Below are 21,705 nucleotides of genomic sequence, written 5' to 3'. Positions count from 1 at the left end.
TTGTTTTATTTCAGACATTGATGCTTCTTGAAGTTTTGATGCTTTCGGGAAACGGGAGAGATTCATGTATATAGTAATTCCTGTTAAATCTCGCAATTGCGGGGTTTATAAGGTCTTGTTAATGTTAGCTCAGACAAGAAGAAGTAGACATGACTCATTACAACGAAACTAGGAGGTCTTTTAGGAATGCAACATGTGCGAGGTCGGGGGATGGGCTACAAGCTGCGGCAGATAGCGCGAAATCCTTTTTTATACTGGATGGCGGTGCCGGGGTTATTGTTCTTTCTTGTATTCAGCTATTTTCCGATTTACGGAATCATGATCGCTTTTAAGGATTATGACTTTTCCAAGGGAATCACTGGCAGTGACTGGGTGGGGCTGCGGAACTTCAATTATTTTTTCACATCCGATGATTTTTGGGTGATCCTGCGCAACACGGTACTGCTGAATGTGCTCTTTATTCTATTTACAACGCTTGCGGCTGTTCTGATCGCCCTGATGTTCAATGAGATTCGCAATAAGTATTTTAAAAGAATATCACAATCATTAATCTTTCTTCCTTATTTCATGTCATGGATTGTGATTGGCATGCTTGTCCAGTCATTCCTGGGTGGTGAATCGCCTCCGGTGAATGCTTGGCTTCAGAATCTGGGCTTTGAGCCGGTCAACTGGATGTTTGAGTCGGTGCTGTGGCCATGGATTCTGACGGTTATCCGGGTATGGCAGGGAGCAGGCTACCTTTCCATTATCTTTTTGGCAGCTATTACTGGAATTTCCGAGGATTTGTATGAAGCTGCCCGCATTGACGGCGCCTCGAAGATGCAGATCATGATGAAAATCACACTGCCTCTGCTGGTACCAACGATTTCCATTATGACCCTACTCGCAGTTGGCAAAATATTCAATGGGGATTTTGCCATGATTTATGCTATTATCGGGGACAATTCTCTGCTGTACCCTACCACCGATGTTATTGATACCTTCGTATTCCGCTCGATGAGGCAGCTCCATGATTTCGGAATGTCCTCTGCGGTAGGCTTGTTCCAATCCGTTATGGGGTTGATTTTTGTAATAATCGCCAATGCGGTTACTCGCAAAATGTCCAAAGAATCTGCTTTGTTCTAGGAGGAAATGATGAAACAGTCGTTGTCTGACCGCTTATTTACTGCTGCTGCCTATATTATTCTTGTAATCTTCACCCTGTTCTGTATTTTTCCCTTTCTACTGATGGTAATCGGATCCTTCACCGATGAGGGTGAACTGATTGTTAACGGTTATTCGCTTTTTCCCAAAAAATTCTCAGTTGCCGCTTACCAGGCGCTGCTGCATTCCGATGCCCTGTACCAGGGTTATGGTGTTACACTAATCGTTACGACCCTGGGCACACTGACCGCACTTTGCATATCAGCCATGCTGGCCTATTCACTGGCTAATAAACGAAATGTGTTGCAAACGCCGTTTTTGCTCTTTTGCTACCTGCCGATGCTTTTTTCAGGAGGGATTATTCCTTTCTATATTGTGGTCAGCCAGTGGCTGCATCTGCAGAATACCATCTGGGCGCTTATTCTTCCGCTGCTCTGCCAGCCTTTCCTGGTATTTCTGCTGGTCAGCTTTTTCCGGACCGTGCCGGAGGAGCTGGAGGAAGCGGCCCGGATTGACGGAGCCAATGAGATGAGAGTGTTCTTTCAGATAATTCTGCCGATCTCCAAACCGATCCTGGCTTCTGTAGGATTGTTCTACGCACTGTACTATTGGAACGATTGGTTTATGGGCCTGATGTTTGTTGACAACGAGAAGCTGTTCCCGCTGCAATTGATTCTGCGCCGGATGGTCTCCAACATGGAAGCGGCGAAGAATCTGATTCCGGCTTCCGCAGCGATTGCCACCCAGGCTCCGACCTACGGAGTACGAATGGCTACAACGGTCCTGACGATCGGTCCGATCGTCCTGCTGTATCCGTTTTTGCAAAAGTATTTTGTCAAAGGTCTTACCGTCGGTGCTGTCAAAGGCTGACCTTATCATGGCATTAACCGGAGTTTCCGGTTATCGCATATAAGCATTACACATTTAGGGAGGGTTATAAAAATGAAAAGAAAATTTCTAAGTACCACCTTGGCTGCGACCATGTCGCTTTCCATGCTGCTTGCCGGCTGTGGTGGCAATAACGGAAACAACGGCACTGCTGCCGAGGCAACAAATGCTCCACAGACTGGCGAACCAACCACTACGGTAGAGACTCCCAAAGAAGTTGTGGCGCTGAAAGCCTTTTTCCCGGGGGATAAGCCTACCGGCTTCGACGATGTACTCAAGGCCGTCAACGAGAAGCTGAAAGCCGATAATGTTGGAGCTTCGCTGAATATTAATTTCCTTCCCTGGTCCGACTACGGAAATTCGGTATCCGTGAAAATGTCCGCCGGTGAAGAATTCGACATGTATCTGGATGCTCCGTGGCTGTCACTGTCCCAAATGATTGCCAGCGGCTCGATTATTGCACTGGATGATATGGCAGCGGCGCGCAAGGAACTGAAGGAATCCATTCCCGACCAAATGTGGGATGCAAACAAATTCGGCGGCAAAATCATGGGGATTCCGCTGGGAACCACCCAAGGAACGCTCTACGGCTTCGTAATCCGCAAGGATCTGCGTGAGAAATACGGCATGCCTGAACTGAAAACGGTAGCAGATGTGGAGAAATTCCTGTACACAGTCAAAGAGAAAGAAAGCGATATCAAGCCGTTTATTATCGATGGACGTAGAGCGGATAAGTTGCCTATCATATTCTCGGATTCTGCAAATACATCACAGAATGATATCGAAACCTCCGTTCCGATGTTTTACTATTCAAACAGTGACAAGAAAGTTGTTGGCGCTTGGGATGCGAAAACGTTTGATCAGGCATTTGAACGCTCCACCAAATATTACAAAGACGGAATACTGTCCAAAAACATTGCCCAGGAGCAAAACGCTGTAACATTGTTCAACCAAGGCAAATATGCCTCAACACTGTATGCCAGCGACGGTGTAGAAGGACTGAAATATATGGATGTCCTTAAAAATCCCGGGGCCGGGCTTGAAGTTGTTGTTCCTTTTGATGAAGCCTCCAAACCGTATTCAACCTTCCAACAATGGAATTTCTTCTGTATCCCGAAAGCATCTAAGAATGCCGAGCTTGTTATGGATGTAGCCAACTGGCTTTCGATCAAGGAAAACCATGATCTGTTGGAGTATGGCGTTGAAGGCAAGGATTGGGAAGCTTCTGGAGACACCGGGTTCAAACAGCTTTCTGGATATTCGTTCCCCGGCTATGTAATGACCTGGCGTCCAACGCTTGTGCGCACTCCGGACAATATGCTCTCCGACGATAAGGAATGGTTCAATAAGTCGAGAGATGCAAAGACATTTACACTCAGCCCTGTTTCCGGATTCAGCTTTAATGCCGAAGCAGTGAAGACTGAATATGCCAAGGTCACTCCATTCTTTGATTCTGTTTATCTGCCGCTGTCCCAGGGCGTAGTGTCTGTGGATAAAGGAAAATTAATGCTAAAAGATAAAATTTTTGGTGTAGGTGGACAAAAGGTGATCGACGAGATTCAAAAGCAAATCGATGCTGTAACAAGCGCGCAATAGTCTGCAGTTAAAACTTATGAATTGAAAGAGGGGATCATGTGATAGAATTACGCAGTTTATATAATCCGATTATTACAACAAGTGACGTCAAGCCTTCGCGTCCTGATTTCAAAGTGCTAGGCGCTTTCAACGCAGGAGTTGCCCGCTATGGTGATGAGACCATTCTGCTGCTTAGGGTAGCAGAGGCACCGGTGTCAACAGAGCCTGGCAAGCTGCTCATCCCGATACTGAACGAAACGGACGGGAAAGTCAGGGTAGAGCAGCTGGCGCTTGACGATGAACGGTATGATTTCTCGGATTCGCGTTTTGTCGCCGAGAACGGGAAGATGATGATGCTGACCTCCATGTCCCATCTTCGGGTTGCGCGCAGCCACGACGGTATCCATTTTACGGTTGAAGATCATCCTGCCCTGTTTCCGCAGGGGTCACTAGAATCCTGGGGAATTGAAGATCCCCGCATTACCGCTATCGGCAGCAAATTCTATATCACGTATAGCGCGGCCTCTATCCGTGGAGTCGGCGTGGGGCTGGCTGAAACGGAAGATTTCAAGGTGTTTACACGTCATGGCGTTATACTCGCCCCGGAGAACAAGGATGTGATGCTCTTTCCAGAGCAGATCGGCGGGAAATACTATAGTCTTCACCGTCCAGTTCCTCATTCTTTCGGAGCTCCGGAGATGTGGATTGCCGAATCCAAGGATCTGTTCCACTGGGGCAATCACCGTTTTCTGATGGGGTTGCGCCCCGGAGAGTGGGACGGAGGGAGAATGGGTGGAGGTGCCGTTCCGTTTCGGACAGAGCGCGGCTGGCTGGCCCTGTATCACGGGGCGGACACGAAGCACCGTTACTGCATGGGAGCGGTTCTACTTGATCTGGAGGATCCAGGTAAGGTGCTTGCACGCTCGGTGCGTCCGATTATGCAGCCGGAGGACGATTACGAGCTGAACGGGTTCTTCGGGGGAGTGATCTTCTCCTGCGGCGCCCTGCTGCTGGGCGAAACCGTCCGCATGTATTACGGGGCAGCGGATGAAGTGATGGCTGTTGCCGATATTCCGCTCCAGGATATTTTTGATACCCTGTCTTACGAAGAGCCGTTGATCTAGTACCAGCCCGCAGGAAATAAGCGATCCGGTATCCCGAAGGTATTGCCGGGGGATACCGGATTAACCAATTTGTGTGTCAGCCCGCAACAATACTGAAAAAATGAAAACGCTTAAGAATGGGAAGTATTAAATGCTTACAATGAAAAGCTTCAATATCCCAAAGCTGCTGGTTATGACTCTGATCGTTTCGTTGCTTGGCAGCAGTGTATTACCCGGTTATAAGAACGGCGGCAAAGCTGATGCAGCAGCGCTCAGTCAGACAATCGAGGATTTTACGGATGTAAGCGACTGGACAACCAACAGGGCAAGCATTGCAGCAAGCAATATCGGCACCGTGAACACAGGTTACGTAAAAATCGGCACCGAAAGAGGGTACGGCTCCGTAGATAAAAAGGTCACCTATGACCTGGAGGAATACCCTACTCTTACAGTCGACGTCGCTCAACTTGACGCGGGGGCGAAGTGGGCGCTCAAAGTGAATGACACAGATGCAGACCAATCAGACAAATTGCTGGAAAATGATACAACCAAGACTGGTAAACAAACCTATAATCTCAAAGCACTCACCGGATGGAGCGGCAAAAAAACATTTAAAATCCGTCTGTACGTTATCGCTGCAAATGGGAGCGGCAAGGGCGTACAATTCAGCTCAATCGCAATATCCGGTTCGGATTATGTGCCTGTCTCGTCGATCCATGTGAAGGGTGAAAGTCAAACCCTGGAGATTAAAAGCAATGGCGGCAAGCTTCAAATGATAGCCGAAGTGAAACCTGAAAACGCTACCACGACAAACGTAAACTGGTCGGTTAAGGCAACGGACGGAAAGCCGACCGATCTTGCCGAGATTAGCGAAGCTGGCATGCTGACATCGAGAGGAAACGGACAGGTCAGGGTCATCGCCTCGGCGAAGGATGCCTCCGGGATCTCCGGTGAAGCTGCGGTGACCCTCAGCGGTCAAAAGGATATCCTTCGTGAGCTTCCCGAGTATGTCGGTAATGTCAGACTATGGGGAGATTCGGACTTTGACAGTGATTCGATTAAGAATAGCGATGCGAATCAATGGCGCTGGTTGAGCTATCCGTTAAGCCGGCTGTCGCTCAATCCCAAGCAAAGCAAGCTGAAGAGCAATCTGGATTTATCGCTGGAATATATGGTGGGCGGGCTGGGTACCGCTCCGGTACAACGCGAACAGCAATCCGTCGTCCGCATGAGTGTGAACAACGGAGTCCAGCAAGAAGCGAGCAGCGTAAGCACCAGCTGGTACCCGTACAAGCTGACATTTGATGCCCTGTACTCCAATCTGAATGCCAAGATCAGCGGATATGAATTTTTCGCCGATAAGGATTCGATCATCCGCGTGTTCAATCTGGACGGTCCTGACGGAAAAACAATGACGCTGAGCGGCGTCGGCAACGGGTCAGTCACTTGGCTGGATGACAAAAAAGTGATATTGATCGAAAGCACCGGCTACAGCTATGCCATTAACCTAGCGGGCATAGACGGCAGTGGACAAATCTACGCCTTGTCGCAAAAGCCTTCTGTTGACGGAAGCAGCTGGAGCATCAGCATTCTGTTCGGCGCTGGAACAAGCAGCGTTGCATACGGATATGGTTTCTCGACAGCTGCGGAAGGCAGCCAAAAAGCCATAGAAAGGGCGAAGCAACTCTTCGATCAACCGGTTGCCGTGCGTCTGGCCCAGACGAAAGCCTATTGGGACGGTACCTTGGGCCACGCTCCGAAGCCGCAGAATTGGGGCATTACGGAGGTGGATAGTCAAGGCGTGACGCCCGAACAGCATAGACGCAGCTACTATGCAGCCTGGACGTATTTGCTGGATTCTATTCTGACCGAGACGCCGGAAAAAGACTTTAATTACAGACAAGTCACGCTGGGACGCGGTTCCGGATGGAATTCCGGACACGAAAAAAGTCCGAGAAGTGCCGCCTGGGAGTCCTTTTACAACATTCAGCTTGTGTCCTATCTGGACCCGGCGACCGCATGGAGTGCACTGGAAGGATTTATGTCACTGATCGACCAGAACGGCTCGCTGAGCGGTGAAGGACTGCCTACCCAAAAAGCGCATACGGCATGGGTCGTTTACAGCATGGACCCTGATAAAGATCGCCTTCAGGCAGTGTATCCCGCAATCAAACGTCATTTGAAATTTTCAGCGGATAATCCAAGATGGATTTACGGAAGCCACAATTATTCGGATGAAAAAGATATATCGTTTGTGTCCCACTTCCTAAAGGACGCGGATTATGCCATCAACATCGCGAAGGAACTCGGGCTCAACGAGGATGTTGCTATGTGGCAAAAGCTGCAAATGCAGTTGACAAATCAAGCCAGAGATTGGTTTTTCGCACCGGATAAAATATACAATTTTAGTTTTGTAGACAAGGGCGTTCATTACTACGCGGACCGAATGACGGATGATCCCAACTATATTGCCGAGCTGCTGGTGAACCAGCTGCCTCAGGATCTGACAGAACGGCTTGTTGCTTACTATAAGCAAACATCGGACCCGAATAAGGAATTGCTCGGTTGGAGCTTCGCCAAATATGGAGACGTGGCGAATACGGCTGTGGGGTTGTTTGACAGCGGACTGACAGCCGAAGCACGCCAGTTCATCGACAGCATGATGAGACATTCAATCCGGACAGGTGAGTTCTGCGAAACGATGGAGTCCGGCAATTTTAATCCGCAAGGCGTCACGCCGTCCTCTTTCACAGCTACTCTCATGATTGATTATACTTGGCTGAAAAATGGCGTGCGTTACGACCAAGGCAAGCCTACAGCACTGATCGACCCAGCGGATAAAAGCGCGAAATCCATCGCCGACGGCATCCCGTATATTGTCACACCTGCAAAAAATGCGGAAAAGCTGCAGCTGCCCGCCGTTCCGAAGGGATTCGAGATCGCAATTGAATCGTCCGGCAACCCGGCAGCGGTCAGCGTGGATGGTATAATTCACACATCCGTGGCGGAGCGAGTTGATTTAGTACTGCGTGTTACAAAGCAATCGGATCAATCGAACGCCCTGACCCGGACCTTGTCCGTCCCACTTCCTGTCAAAGTGCAGGAAGTTGTCGTGAGCACGGCCAATCAAAGAGATCAGATCACGGAAAAGTATGGCACCGTTCAAATGATGGCGGTGATTAAGCCCGACAACACAGACGAAAGCCTCAACTGGAGCGTGTCAGGTGTGGACGGAAAACCGACAAGCGCTGCCCAAATCACAAAAGACGGCGTGCTCACTGCCACTGGCGACGGAACTGTCAGAGTCGTGGCCACGGCTACATCGGGCGTGAAGGGCTTCAAGGATATGGTTATTGCGAATCAGAACGTTACAAGCCTGGCGTTTAACAAAACCGCGACGGCATCCCGTTCGGAATCCGGCTCTTTGCCTGCCGCAAGCGCTGTGGATGAGAATCCGACGACTCGCTGGGCAGCAGGCACGGGGGGCGAGCAATGGATTTCCGTCGATCTGGGCAGGACATACAATATCAACAAAGTCGTATTGTCATGGGAAGCCGCTTATGCCAAAGGCTATCGCATCCAAGTATCAGGCGATGCCTCGAACTGGAGCGACGCCTATACAACTTCGACCGGTGGAGGCGGACTGGAGGTACTGTTATTCCCGTCAACAGCCGCCAGATACGTGCGGATGCTGACAACGGCAAACGGACCGTTCAACAGCTATTCTTTATATGAATTTAAAGTATATCCGGACCCGGAATCGATTGCGGCAACGCCGGTTACCGGCATTGTCGTCTCCGGCAAGGATGGCGTAAATGCAATTGTTAAAAAGAATGCCCCGCTGCAGATGACGGCCTCGGTCAGTCCTGCCGATGCAACTGATTCGCGTGTAAGCTGGAAAGTTACAGATGTGGTCGGGAACCCGACGACTCTTGCTGCAATCGATGCGCGCGGGATGCTGACGCCTAAAGACAATGGCAGCGTCAAGGTCCTGGCGACGGCGGCTGACGGCTCGGGCATAACCGGAGAAGCAACCGTTATCATCACAGGTCAGGATACAATGAATGCGGCCATGGGAAAAGCTGTAACGGTATCCTCGTTCGATTCATACGCCAAGGAAGGAGCAGTCGACGGCAACACAGGCACGCGCTGGGCTTCGAGTGGAAACGAGGCGAACCCTTGGATTGTTGTCGATCTCGGGAGCGTCTATAAGATCGACAGAGTCGTTCTGAACTGGGAAGCCGCCTATGCCGACGGCTATCGAATTCAAGTATCGAATGATACCTCCGAATGGAAAGAGGTTTATTCAACCACAACCGGCAAAGGAAGCATAGAGGATATTTCCTTTGATGCCCAAAACGCGAAATTTGTGCGTTTGTATGTGACGAGCAAAAAGACGGAATGGGGAGCTTCACTGTGGGAGTTCGAAGTATATACGGCTCCCGCCACGATTCCGGGAACGCCAGACGGAGTACAGGCCGCCGGTCGCGACGGATCGGCAGAAGTGAGCTTCCTGGCACCGGCTGACAATGGCGGCTCCGGGATACTGAAGTACAAGGTAACCGCCTGGCTGAACGCCGAGTCTGTCCAGACGGCAGAGGGAACGGCGAGCCCCATTTTCGTGACCGGTCTGAGCAACGGGAAGGTCTATACGTTCACGGTCTCGGCAATCAACGCTAAAGGCAGCTCGCCTATGTCTGTGCCGTCGAATGAAGTCACTCCGATGGCGTCAGTGCCGGCGGTGCCGGACAATCTGACTGCGGTGCCGGGCGACGGTCAGATCGATCTGACCTGGGATGCCGTGGCCGGAGCGGACAGCTATGAGGTGTACAGCTATGAAGGTACGGCTGAACCCCGGGATCAGAGCAGCTGGAAGCTGGTTAAGTCCGAGCTCCCGGACACCTGGCTTACTGTGACCGCTCTTACGAACGGCACAAGCTATGCCTTCGCGGTGAAGGCGGTGAATGCGGCAGGCGAGAGCGAATTCTCGCAGGCGGCAGTCGCCGTGCCGACAACAGTATTGCCGGACGCGCCGGACGCGCCGGACCATCTGGCCGCAGTAGCGGGTGACGGCCAAGTGGTTCTGAGCTGGAACGCTATGCCGCGCAGCGTGACCTATGCAGTGTACCGCTTCGAAGGTACCGAAGCACCGCTAGATCCGGCTCAGTGGATTCAGGTGGTTGAAGCTGTGCGGGGCACATCGTACACGGTAACCGGTCTGACGAACGGTTTGAGTTATGTGTTTGCGGTGAAGTCAGCCAATGCGGGAGGCGTAAGCGACTTCTCGGGAACCGCAGTGGCAACGCCGGGGGCACCCCAGCCGCAGCTACCGGAAGCGCCGGACCCACTCAGTGCCACGGCAGGCAATGGGCAAGTGACCTTGAACTGGAACAGTGTGGCTGGAGCAGTCAGCTACGCGGTGTATAAACACGAAGGGGCTTCAGCTCCGGAGATTCCGGAAGCGTGGGAATTGGTGAAGGAAGGGATCACCGAATCAGCTTATACGGTCGCTGGTCTGACAAACGGCACAAGCTATGCGTTCACGGTAAAGGCGGTCAATCTGGGAGGAGCAAGTGAACTCTCCGGGGCTGTGATTGCGGTACCGGTGGCACTGCAGCCTTCGGTGGACAACAACCCGAGTCCAAGCTTCCCTACGGCCACGGACAACTCCGTCATCAAGTCAGTAACCGGAACGATTGTTCTCCCGGCCGGACGGGCGGGAGAAGTCAGTCTAGGCGATCAGGTAGTCCTTTCTGTGCCGGCAGGAACGGCGGAGCAGGAGCAGCGGATCACCATTGGGAAGGTGGCTGACATTGCCCAACTGAAGAACGATCAAGGCACACTCATTAGCGATGTGTTTGAGGTGCTGAAGAACATCATCGGAAACTTTAAACATTCAGTTACGCTGTCGCTGAAGTTCGATCCGTCCGCCGTGAAGACAGACCAGCGGGTCGCAATCTTCTACTATGACGAAGCCCGGAAGGTGTGGGTCGAAGTGGGCGGTAAGGTGGAAGGCAGCCGGATCACCGCCGAGTTGGATCACTTTACCAAGTTCGCGGTGCTGGCTGTGGACGTGAAGAAAGATGAAGGCAGCGTGCAACCGCAGCTGTTGCCAACCTTCACGGACATTGCCGGACACTGGGCGGAGAACCTCATCCGCAGAGCGGCCGGCCAGAAGCTGGCCGGGGGGTATACGGACGGCAGCTTCCAGCCGAACAAGTCGGTAACGCGTGCAGAATTCACGGTCATGCTGATGAACGCGTTGAAGAGCGAAATGGCAAGTGCAGCCCCGGCCTTCAAGGACCAGGAGAAGATTGGCGCCTGGGCAGCTGAGGCAGTAGCTCAAGCGGTAGCGGCGGGAATTATTAGCGGGTACGAGGATGGAAACTTCCGTCCGGATGTGTTAATCACGCGGGCAGAGATGGCGGTCATGATCGCGAAGGCATTGGATCTGCCGCTGGATTCGGCAGGCGCCACCAACTTCACCGATGATGTGAAGATCCTGGCATGGGCGAAGACTGCGGTCAAGGGTACCCAGGCGCTGGGCATCCTAGAGGGCCGCGGCGCAGGGCGGTTCGCACCGGCTGAGCCGGCGACACGCGCCGAGGCTGTGACTGTGCTCCTTAGAATGCTGGAGCATAAAGACGGGAAATAATCGTTTGTTGGCGGGCACATGCATAAACAACATTTCTTGTTTTATACATTGTGCCCGTTTATTAATATGTAAAAACGTAAATCGATGCATGTGCAAAAAGAATTGCTCTATATAGGTTACTAAGAACAACAGTGGTGCCGTCTGTCAGTGCTCCGCCGCTAAGGGGGTTAAGAATTATGTTGAAAAAGTCAGCCGTATTAGTAATCATCGCCAGTATGTTATCCACTATGTGGGGGGTACCACCTGAAGCAAGGGCAGCTGAACCTGCGAGAAAGGTCGTACAGGCAGCCATTCCCGATGTTTCCAAGTTCCCGAATAATCCTGCGCCGTACAGCTATATGGATTGGAAACAGCGCGCATTGGATTATGATGCTTTTGTGTACGATTGGAATAAGACAAGCCCATTACCGACGATTCAGTGGGACGAGACTCACTACAACCTCCCCTACAAAACATTCAAGATGCCTTCTTACCTGGGAGATATCAGATTAAGCCAGGATGGGGAACAGGAGGCCGTGAATATGCTGGCTAGCATAGCGGGGGCCTCACTGTCCGGCGTAGATAAAACTAACCAGAACGGCATGAATTATGTTGATCTGATCCGGACGTTTAAGCATGATTTCAATGACAGGAAACTGTTCTTCAATTGGCCGAACCCCACGCATGAGCGGAATCAGACCGACTGGTGGTATGATCTTGCCCCGAACATGCTGTATTACATTATAGCTGATTTATATCCGGACGATCCGCATGCGAATGAGCTTAGGACCGGCATCGCGGATGCGTTGTACAAAATGACGGTTAATTTGGGCGGACCGAACGTTAACTTTTGGCATCAATCCTATAATCATGATACGCAAACTCCCGTGAATAAAAGTTGGAAGGTTCCTGAAGCGGGGATGATCAGCGGCTTAATCCAATATTGGGAGTACAAAAGAACAGGCGATGCCAAATATTTGAACGGTGCCAAATGGAGCATGAATTATTACAATGACCTTGGAAGCAATCCTTACTATGAGGTTGGTGCCATGTTCGCACCTTATATTGCAGCCAGAATGAACGCTGAGGAGGGAACGAATTACGATCTAAATCACCTGTTCAAATGGATTCTGTCCGGCTCAAGCGTAAGAGGTGGCTGGGGAACGATACAGGAGAATTGGAATGGATATGATGCTTATGGGCTGCAGGGCAGCCGGTCAGACGGAGGCGGCTATGCCTTCTTGCTGAATACGTTCGCGACTGCGTTTTTTGCTCCTGTGGTGAAATACGATTCAAGCTATGCGAATGTCGTAGGCAAGTGGCTGCTGAACTCCAGCAATGCCGCACGCTTTTTCTACGCGGACCAGATGCCAGCAGACAAGCAGTATTACGGGACAAAATATCAGGATGCTCCTGAAAAGGTAATCGCTTACGAAGGACTGCGCAAAACACAGGACGGCCAATCGCCTCGCTCAACCGGTGATCCGCATAAGTACTGGAGCAGCTGGGGCTGCGGTGAGACCTGCTCCGATCTTGGTTTATACGGAAGTAGTTGGGCTGGATTCTTCGGTGCTATCCTCAAAAACACAAATGTGGAGAAAATTCTGCAGATTGATTTAAATGCGCTAGATTTCTACCAGACAGGAAAGAGTCTTCCGACATACTTGTATTATAATCCGTATCAAACGGATCAGAATGTCCAAATCTCGTTGAGTTCTGCATCGGACTTGTTCGATGTCATTTCGGGTGAATATGTAGCGAGAAATGTGTCAGGTTCTCAAACCTTCCATGTTCCCGCGAGCAACTCTGTCGTGCTCGTTGTTGCGCCGTCCGGAAGCAAGCTTACTTACACCGATAATCGGACACTCATTGATAGAGTACCGGTGGTATATGCCAACGCACCACAAGATCTGGCACAAGGAAAAACGGTCAAAGTATCAAGTGTGGACAAGTCACAAGCAGCAGATCTCGCCGTAGATGGCGATCCCAATACCCGTTGGGCATCCACCAATACTGATCCACAATGGATGTATGTGGACCTCCAAGAAATTCACAACGTGAACAAAGTTCGGTTAAGCTGGGAAGCAGCATATGGAAAAAGCTACAAAATCCAAGTGTCCAACGATGCTTCAATCTGGACAGATGTATACTCGACGACGAGCGGCAATGGAGGAATCGACGACATTTCATTCACTACCACAAATGCCAGATATGTGAGAATGTGTGGTACGGAAAGAGGTACCACTTACGGCTACTCCTTATATGATTTTAAAGTATACGCTGCACCCGAGACGGCCCCCGATGCGCCTGTGGGCGTGCAAGGAATTGGGGGAGATGGTACAGCGATCGTAAGTTTCGTACCACCGGTAAATAACGGCGGCAGCGCAATCCAAAAATACAAGGCGACAGCCTGGCTGGGCGCAACAGCTATAAAAACTGTGGAAGGTATGTCCAGTCCGATTACCCTCTCGGATCTTTACATCGGCAGTGAATATACATTTACGGTTACAGCCGTTAATGCGGTTGGAGAGTCTCAGCCATCGACTCCCTCCAATATTACGGTCGCATTGCAAAACTTGGCAAAGGGTAAACAAACAACCGCTTCATCAAGCCCGAATGCACAAGTAGCAGCAGGTTATGCGGTAGACGGCGATCCGGCTTCAAGATGGGGATCAGAAGCATCCGATCCGCAGTGGATATATGTGGATCTTGGTTCAAGTTATAAAGTGAACCGAGTAAAGCTGAACTGGGAGGCGGCCTACAGCAAGAGCTACAAAATTGAGGTATCGGATAATGCTGCCGATTGGACAGAAGTCTATTCAACAGAGGCGGGCGACGGGGGGATCGATATGATCACATTTGACCCTGTCAATGCCCAATATGTACGGATGTATGGCACGCAGAGAGGGACGAATTACGGATATTCCCTTTATGAATTCGATATCTACCGTTCATGGGTCCCAACGTCACCGACGGGTGTAAGTGCGGCAGCCGGTGACCGCGAAGCGACGGTTAGCTTCACAGCACCGATGAGCAGCGGTACTAATCCTATATTGTCTTATAGGATAACAGCATGGGAGGGGGATCAGGCTGTAATAACGAAGACGGGAGCTTCAAGTCCGATCCTTATGACGGGACTTGAGAATGGCAAGACTTATAGGTTTACGGTAATCGCAACTAGTGCAGCAGGAGATTCCCAATCCTCCGATCCTTCAAATGAAGTGATGCCTGTAGCCGTCGTGCCAGTCGCACCGGGCAATCTGCAGACAACGGCAGGCAACGGTCAGGTCGAATTGACATGGGACACGTCAACGGGAGCAGACAGCTACGAGGTGTATAAGTATGAAGGGTTTGCAGCGCCAGTAAGTGCAGGGGACTGGGTCTTGGTCCAGGCAACTGTGACAACCACAACCTACAGAGTGACAGAGCTTGTGAACGGCAAGAGCTACGCGTTCGCCGTGAAGGCGGTAAACAAGGGGGGCACGAGCGATTTCTCGGTAGCTGCAGTGGCGACGCCGACTAAGCCATTGCCCGGCGCGCCAGTCGCACCGGACAATTTGCAGACAGCGGTAGGCAACGGTCAGGTCGAATTGACATGGGACACGTCAACGGGAGCAGACAGCTACGAAGTGTATAAGTATGAAGGGTTTGCAGCGCCAGTAAGTGCAGGGGACTGGGTGTTGGTCCAGGCAACTGTGACAACCACAACTTACAGAGTGACAGAGCTTGTGAACGGCAAGAGCTACGCGTTCGCCGTGAAGGCGGTAAACAACGGGGGCACGAGCGATTTCTCGGTTGCTGCAGTGGCGACGCCGACTAAGCCATTGCCAGGTGTGCCAGCCGCGCCAGGCAATCTGCAGACAGTGGCAGGCAACGGTCAGGTCGCATTGACATGGAATGCGTCGACCGGAGCGGACAGTTACGCGGTATTCAATTATGAAGGAACATCTGCGCCGGAAACTCTGACCGATTGGGTTAAGGTGCAGGAGGGTATAACAGGAACCAATTACACGGTGACGGAATTGACGAACGGAACCCGCTACGTATTTGCGGTGAAGGCGGTAAACACAGGCGGGGAGAGTGTCTATTCGGCCGCTGCGACCGCGACACCGATGGGGCCGCACCCACAGAATCCTGTCGACAACAGCACACCGGTCATTGACAATTCGGTTGTTAAATCGTCCGGGGGCAGCATCGTGATCCCGACTCGAAGAGCAGGCGAAGTCAGTCACGGCGACCAGGTAATCATCGCGGTGCCTGCAGGAACAGCGGAGCAGGAGTTGTGCATCACCATCGAGAAGGTCAGCGATACGGCACAACTGAAGAACGACCTGGGAACATTGGTTAGCGAGGTGTTCGAGATACTGAAGAATCTGAGTGGCAACTTTAAACATAACGTCAAGCTGACGCTGAAGTTCGATCCTACAGCGGTGAAGGCAGGCGAGCGGGTAGCGATCTTCTACTATGACGAAGCCCCAAAGCTATGGGTTGAAGTGGGCGGAAAGGTGGAAGGCAACCGGATCACCGCCGAGGTGGATCACTTCACCAAGTTCGCCGTGCTGGCAGTGGATGTGAAGAATGAGGAAAGCAGCGAGAGTAAACAACCGCTGCCGACCTTCATGGACATCGCCGGACATTGGGCGGAGAAACTCATCCGCAGTGCGGCCGGGCAGAAGCTGGTCGGGGGCTATCCTGACGGAAGTTTCCAGCCGGACAAGACGGTGACGCGGGCGGAATTTACGTTCATGCTAATGAACGCGCTGAAGACCGAAGCGGTGGGTATAGCCCCAGCTTTCAAGGACCAGGAGAAGATTGGTGCCTGGGCGACTAAGGCAGTGGACCAAGCGTATGGAGCTGGAATCATCAGCGGATACGAGGACGGAAGCTTCCGTCCGGACGCGGCGATCACGCGAACAGAGATGGCGGTCATGATAGCGAAGGCGCTGGGGTTGCCGATGGATCCGGTAGCCGGTACAGGATTCACGGATGACGAGAAAATTCCGTCATGGGCGAAGGCTGCAGTCAAGGGCATCCAAATGCTGGGTATCATCCAAGGCCGCGGCGCAGGCCACTTTGCTTCAGCCGAGCCGACGACTCGGGCCGAGGCCGTGACTATGCTGCTTAGAATGCTGGAGCTTGAAGAGTAACTTATTTCAAGATATGACGATCCACTCGAATGCGAGGGTGGCAGCTAAGTGGAAATTTTAAGAGTAAGAGCGAGAGGCAGGTCAAGAGGTTTATTCTTGATCTGCCTCTTTATCGTGTTTTTTGGAAGTATAAAAAAGCTGACATAAAGACCTTTTATGGTCGATAGGGCAGCTTGAAATTGTTACTGTCCAGCAGCAAACGCTCGAATCTCTGAAGCTTCGCATAGCGATTGCTGTTCTCGGAATTTACTTGTTAGATTTACGATACACAGCCGGAGTGACGCCGTATCTTCTTTTGAAAGCAATATAAAAGGTATTCAAAGAGGAAAAACCATATTTCAGCACAATTGGCTCAATGGCTTCATCGCTTCTTACTAGTTCCTCGCTAATCATACTCAGACGCTTCTCGGATATCGTCTCAGTGATGGAGCGATTAGTCTCATTCTTGTACAGATTTCTAATATAGTTCACAGAGAGGCCAAGCTCATCCGATAACATCTTGACTGACAGATTGGCATTTGTCAGATGTCTCTCAATGATACTGTCTACCTGCTCAACCAGACCGGCGTTCTTGGAGAAGCTGCGTGCTTTGGCAAGTTCATCTAAAAATTGAGCGGCTATCTCTGACATCCAATATGTAACAGCTTCCAGGGTTTCTAGCTTGATGATCTGATTCTCAAGTGTTGTCATACTCCATGAGCTTGGTAGCAAAGACCGGTGAGACACCTCCTGCATCGATCGGCGGATATCCATAAATAAAGTAATCAATGACATTTTACATTCAAAATAAGGTCTTTCCCGGAGAGACGAGACTGCGGTACGCAGACTTTCCATGAAGGAGAGGGTATCAGTTTTATTGATCGCCTGCTCCATCTGGCGCTCAAGATCAAGCGGCATTTGATAAAGCTCTGCACCCTCTGTATCGGAATTTTCCTCAATTATGAATGATCCATGGCCCTTTCGGAATCGTTCCTGGGTCATTTCATAGCTTTCCATATAACCTTCATGCAGTTCTGGTAAACCTTCCAAATATTTTCCGCAGGCGACCGTGGTTCCAATGGATAGAAACTGCTCTACGAGTTTCTGTGCCTGGCGGAGCTTCTCGCTAAAAATAGCTGCAGACTGCCCCTTGCCCACAGGGAGAAGTACAGCAACATGGTCCTTGCCCATATCCACGGTCTGAATTCCATAAACTTCATCGGTCTGCAGAGCTTCTTGAATGATATTGGCCATGGCGAAGCGGAGGAGTCGTTGGTCTTTATCCGAATAACGCAGGCTAAAATCAGCGAAATGATCAATACGGAAGATGGAAATAGATATATTATCCTCAGGAATTTTAATACCGAGGTCCCTGCAGATGTTTCGGATCTCCGAAATGGATTGCGAAGGTTCCCCCAATAATTCCCGTATAAACCGTTCCCGTGCCAGCACCTTATTATGCCGTCCATGTTCGGCCAGCTCAAGGATTCTTTCATTCTGCGAGAAAAAAACCCGTGAAAGATACACAAGCTCGTTAGCCTCCTGTTGGCCGTCCAGCTGCTGCGCTTGATGCTGCTCCATGACATTGTGCACGAGCTCCTGAATGGGTGAGTATACCCGCCTAGATAACAGAATAATCACCCATAACGATACGGCAAATAAGCCGGCAAACAACAGCAGTGTCAGATTCCGGAGAAAAGTTATTTTGCTTAAAATAATGGATTTGGGGATTGTCTCAATAATTTTCCAGTTCTGGATACCGTTGATTGACGTATTAGCATAGATTAGCATCAGGTCTTTCTGGCCCTGCGGCTTAAAAATCTGCCAACCGTTCGGGCTCCTCCCGCCGGCCTCGCTGAACTCACGGATCTTTTCCTGATCCAGCTTTACGGTACTAAAAATAAGCTCGCTCTTTTCATTGAGCACAAGGATGCTGGTCTCCAGATAATTGCTATTATTCTGAAGCAGAGTCATGATGCTGTCGGTGTCGACATTCAGTACAAAAGCAGAAATGGATTTTCCAGTCTCATAAGGAATAATTGCCGTAATGACCTTTTTTAATTTGCCGGACTCTAAAGGCAGCGGTATGGAGCGAGGGATCAAAAAGGCTCCGTCGGTTAGCTTGCGGTTTCGCAACCGCTGCAGCACTTCTTGATCATAAAAGCTGTTGAAATCGGTTAAGCCTAGCCTGGAGTCAAGAATTTGCTGCGTATAATCATTAATAAGATAGACGGAGTCAAGGGAAGGATTTCCGTTCTTAACATTCATGAGCCGGCTCCAAACCGCATAGGTATCTAGATCACTATGTTCCTCTGAGAGCGCATACGATTCGATTTGCACGTCAGAACTGGAGGAGTATGCATAATTGATGGACCATTCCATAAGCTGGGCAGTATTTTTGGCGCCGTTGATCAGCAAGGATTTTGAGTGGTCGCCAATTTCCTCAAGCAGCGTTTTGGAAGAAAGGGAATAGAGCGCAATAAAGGAAATAGCCAGTACCAATACATTGGCACTGACGAAATAAATTATGATTTTTATAAAAGTAGGACGTTGTTTAAAAAGTAACCGGGATCGTTTGAATTTATGCATGCTCTGCCCCCGTCTTTCTATTATGGATCACGTTGCGTTATTATTGTATCACACCGATGCTGCTAATGAAGTTAATCGATGGTTTTTGAAACTGTGATGCTTTTGAGAAACGCATAAAATTATGCAGAGCATTCAGAAAAAGGATGCAGATAAGATATTATTATTTCCTGGGTGATAAAATAAGGGTATGGATCTTGTCGGGTGGGTAAATTGAATCGATTTTCTGCAAATGTTCGCAGGGGATACCGTAAATCCAACCGTGCGGCAAAGGGAGCGCCTTAACTGGCGCTCCCTTTGCCTTTATTGCCGCAAATCCAACCGCTTAATAGTCGCCTGCTCCCTGCAGGCGGAGGGAGAAAGCCCGTATTTTTTCTTGAACAGGGTAGAAAAATAAGTAATATTGTACATTCCCACCGACTCGCTGATTTTAGCGGCCGTTTCATTGGTGGTGAGCAGAAGCTCCCGCGCTTTCTCCAGCCGGGTATGGTTGAGATATTCGTTGAATGACTGCCCTGTCGAGCCTTTGAAAAGCTTGCCCAGATAGCTAGGGGACAGACTGGCGAAGTTAGAGACGGACTCCAGGGACAGATTTGGTTCGGTATAATGGTCCCGAATGTAGTTTTGCACATTCTCGATTACGCTGTTGTGTTTTTGTGCATTTAGCCATTGATTTTTCTCTTCTATTAAAACACTTATGTTGGCACAGTAGCTTCCGAAGATATGAGCGATCTGCTCCAAGCTCTCCGCCTTTTCAATATCTGTTATAGCATCCAGATATTCATTGAAATTGGTTTCAGGTAAAAACTGCAAATATTCAAAGTGCTTCAGCAGCGAGAGCAGTAGCTGGATACAATAAGTAATCAACTGATTGCATGAGCCCGTAGAGACCAATTGGATGAAATTATCAATACTTTCCTGAATGACATCGGCCTTCCCGGATTGTATGGCTTCTATCAGTTTCTTTTCTGTAACGGTCGGATAACTCAAGGTTGTCATAAGATGCGAACGTGTTGCGGAAGCATCTAGAATGGACTCGTTTCCGTAGATCAATTTGTATTTTACGTACTGCTGGGCCGAAGTGAAGGAATATTGCATATTTTTTCTGCCATACACAATATCCCCAACCCCGATGGAGACCGTCAGCTTGAAATAGCGGCTGAGGAAGCTCTGAACGCTGCGCAGGGCTTTTTTTAATTCGAAAGGAAGATCATTGGTTTCGTACTGAATGACCGCCACCGCCTCGTTTTCCTCGGTAATCAAGATGTCGCATGCCCCGAATTGCTCCAGTGATTCCTTGGCAATATTGCCCAGAGCGAAGCGGAGTAGAGGCTGCTGTTCAACACTTACTCGCTTTTTTACCGCTTCGAACTCATCAATCTTGAATACAATTACGCAAAAGTAAGGTCCAGTCATCTTTCGGTCGATATCCTGGATGATCTCTTCCGGGACGGCAATATCGCGTGTATTCCCTTTGAGGAGTGCCTGCAGATAATGTTCACGAATTGTCTTTGAGGAGCGGCTGATGACGAACTGCATCGATTCGCCTTTTTCTTCCAACGTTGTGAAGACTTCTGCTAGAACTTGATATTCATCAATGAGTAGAGAATTCGGGCTGGACAGGGATTTTGGCTTTATGGTATCAAAGAGTGACGACATCGGCTTGTACATATTCTTGGTCAAAAATATGGAAATTAGCAGCCCGGCAAGAACAAGCGCTAAAGTCACGAACAGAGTCACGGTCCGAAGCTGGCGGATGTTGGAAATCAGATTTTCATATGGGGAAACGTTTACAAAGTACCAATTCATTTCAGATGACTTAACATAGGTGATCAGATACTTCTCTTTGGTAATGCTCGCTGTGAAGCTATGTTCCGGCTTACCCTCATGGAGAATCCGCTGAACGTAGTTATTGGCGGACAGATCCTCCATGAAAAGGCCTGAATCAGTATGTGATAGCACGCGCCCTTCACTGTTCATCACGAACACATTGTTCGCGGAGTTGGCTTTACTAATGTTGCGGATCGTCGTCAGAATGGACTGTTCCTCCACATTGATGTAAATGAACGAATTGTCCGAGGAATACAGCGAATAGTCGGGATATAGCAGGAAAGTAAGAAATTGTAGTGGACTATTATTGTTGAACCCTTGGACAGATAGCTTACGAGGATAGAACTCCATATATTTTTGTGCGCTGATCGCATACAGGGATTTGTCAAACGGAAGTCCGGAGGTATCTACATTACTGTCTGTGGATGGTCGGTAGACCCCTATGCTATGGATGAACGGATACGCGCTTTTGATCTTAAACATCTGCTGGAAGACATGGTAGTTCTTTGTCTTGTCCTCCTCTCTACCGTTCAGGAAAGAGATCATTACAGGGTCATTGATTAGGGAGTTGCCAATAGTCATGACCTGATTATATACAACATCAGAGGCGTAGCTGATTTGGGAGAGCATTAATTTGGAATTTCGGTCAATCTCATTAACTGCACTGCCCGAAAAAAGCGAAAAAAGAACGCTCGACAGTAGACTGACAGTAATAAGAACGAGCAAGAAATATGAAATTGTAAGCTTCTGAAATGTTTTGTACCGGATAAGCCGGCCTAGGGTACCTCGCATGTAAGCTTCCTCCAATGCTGCTGAAATC

At 49.8% G+C, this 21,705-nt stretch carries 8 protein-coding genes; 6 read left to right on the top strand and 2 right to left on the bottom strand.

All coding sequences use genetic code 11. The features are described from left to right. Positions 1-186: 186 nt before the first annotated feature. The 6 genes from NSQ91_RS24075 (at position 187) to NSQ91_RS24050 (ending at position 16,490) form a co-directional block, all read left to right on the top strand. Positions 187-1,125, top strand: a complete 939-nt coding sequence (locus NSQ91_RS24075) for an ABC transporter permease (RefSeq protein ID WP_076305332.1) — start codon at positions 187-189, stop codon at positions 1,123-1,125. Between the two features lie 6 nt (positions 1,126-1,131). Next, on the top strand, positions 1,132-2,013 hold the full coding sequence (locus tag NSQ91_RS24070) for a carbohydrate ABC transporter permease (RefSeq protein ID WP_076305331.1): 882 nt from the start codon (positions 1,132-1,134) through the stop codon (positions 2,011-2,013). A gap of 72 nt (positions 2,014-2,085) precedes the next feature. Next, positions 2,086-3,627 carry a DUF3502 domain-containing protein gene (locus NSQ91_RS24065; protein ID WP_076305330.1) on the top strand — a complete coding sequence of 514 codons (1,542 nt, stop codon included), beginning with the start codon at positions 2,086-2,088 and terminating at the stop codon, positions 3,625-3,627. 38 nt (positions 3,628-3,665) lie between these two features. Further along, on the top strand, positions 3,666-4,730 hold the full coding sequence (locus NSQ91_RS24060) for a glycoside hydrolase family 130 protein (RefSeq protein WP_076305329.1): 1,065 nt from the start codon (positions 3,666-3,668) through the stop codon (positions 4,728-4,730). A gap of 130 nt (positions 4,731-4,860) precedes the next feature. Next, positions 4,861-11,364, top strand: coding sequence for a discoidin domain-containing protein (locus tag NSQ91_RS24055; RefSeq protein WP_076305328.1), 6,504 nt, complete (start codon positions 4,861-4,863; stop codon positions 11,362-11,364). A 176-nt stretch (positions 11,365-11,540) separates the two neighbouring features. Next, complete coding sequence (locus NSQ91_RS24050) at positions 11,541-16,490, top strand: discoidin domain-containing protein (protein ID WP_340920207.1); 4,950 nt, start codon at positions 11,541-11,543, stop codon at positions 16,488-16,490. Positions 16,491-16,736: 246 nt separating this feature from the next. On the opposite strand, the gene NSQ91_RS24045 is transcribed toward NSQ91_RS24050, so the two are convergent. Both NSQ91_RS24045 and NSQ91_RS24040 read right to left on the bottom strand, forming a co-directional pair. Beyond that, positions 16,737-19,058: a response regulator transcription factor gene (locus tag NSQ91_RS24045; RefSeq protein ID WP_076305326.1), complete on the bottom strand. Its 2,322-nt coding sequence runs from the start codon at positions 19,056-19,058 to the stop codon at positions 16,737-16,739. A 300-nt stretch (positions 19,059-19,358) separates the two neighbouring features. Continuing rightward, positions 19,359-21,677, bottom strand: coding sequence for an AraC family transcriptional regulator (locus NSQ91_RS24040; protein ID WP_076305325.1), 2,319 nt, complete (start codon positions 21,675-21,677; stop codon positions 19,359-19,361). Between the last annotated feature and the right edge of the window lie 28 nt (positions 21,678-21,705).

This window comes from Paenibacillus sp. FSL R7-0048, assembly GCF_038004505.1.
Lineage (GTDB): Bacteria > Bacillota > Bacilli > Paenibacillales > Paenibacillaceae > Paenibacillus_AQ > Paenibacillus_AQ odorifer.
The sequence above is the reverse complement of the archived record's forward strand: the minus strand, read 5'-3'. Positions and strand labels throughout refer to the sequence as shown.

Coding starts and splice junctions, on each gene's coding strand:
- NSQ91_RS24075 (WP_076305332.1), top strand. CDS start 187: ATGCAACATGTGCGAGGTCGGGGGATGGGCTACAAGCTGCGGCAGATA.
- NSQ91_RS24070 (WP_076305331.1), top strand. CDS start 1,132: ATGATGAAACAGTCGTTGTCTGACCGCTTATTTACTGCTGCTGCCTAT.
- NSQ91_RS24065 (WP_076305330.1), top strand. CDS start 2,086: ATGAAAAGAAAATTTCTAAGTACCACCTTGGCTGCGACCATGTCGCTT.
- NSQ91_RS24055 (WP_076305328.1), top strand. CDS start 4,861: ATGCTTACAATGAAAAGCTTCAATATCCCAAAGCTGCTGGTTATGACT.
- NSQ91_RS24050 (WP_340920207.1), top strand. CDS start 11,541: ATGTTGAAAAAGTCAGCCGTATTAGTAATCATCGCCAGTATGTTATCC.
- NSQ91_RS24045 (WP_076305326.1), bottom strand. CDS start 19,058: ATGCATAAATTCAAACGATCCCGGTTACTTTTTAAACAACGTCCTACT.
- NSQ91_RS24040 (WP_076305325.1), bottom strand. CDS start 21,677: ATGCGAGGTACCCTAGGCCGGCTTATCCGGTACAAAACATTTCAGAAG.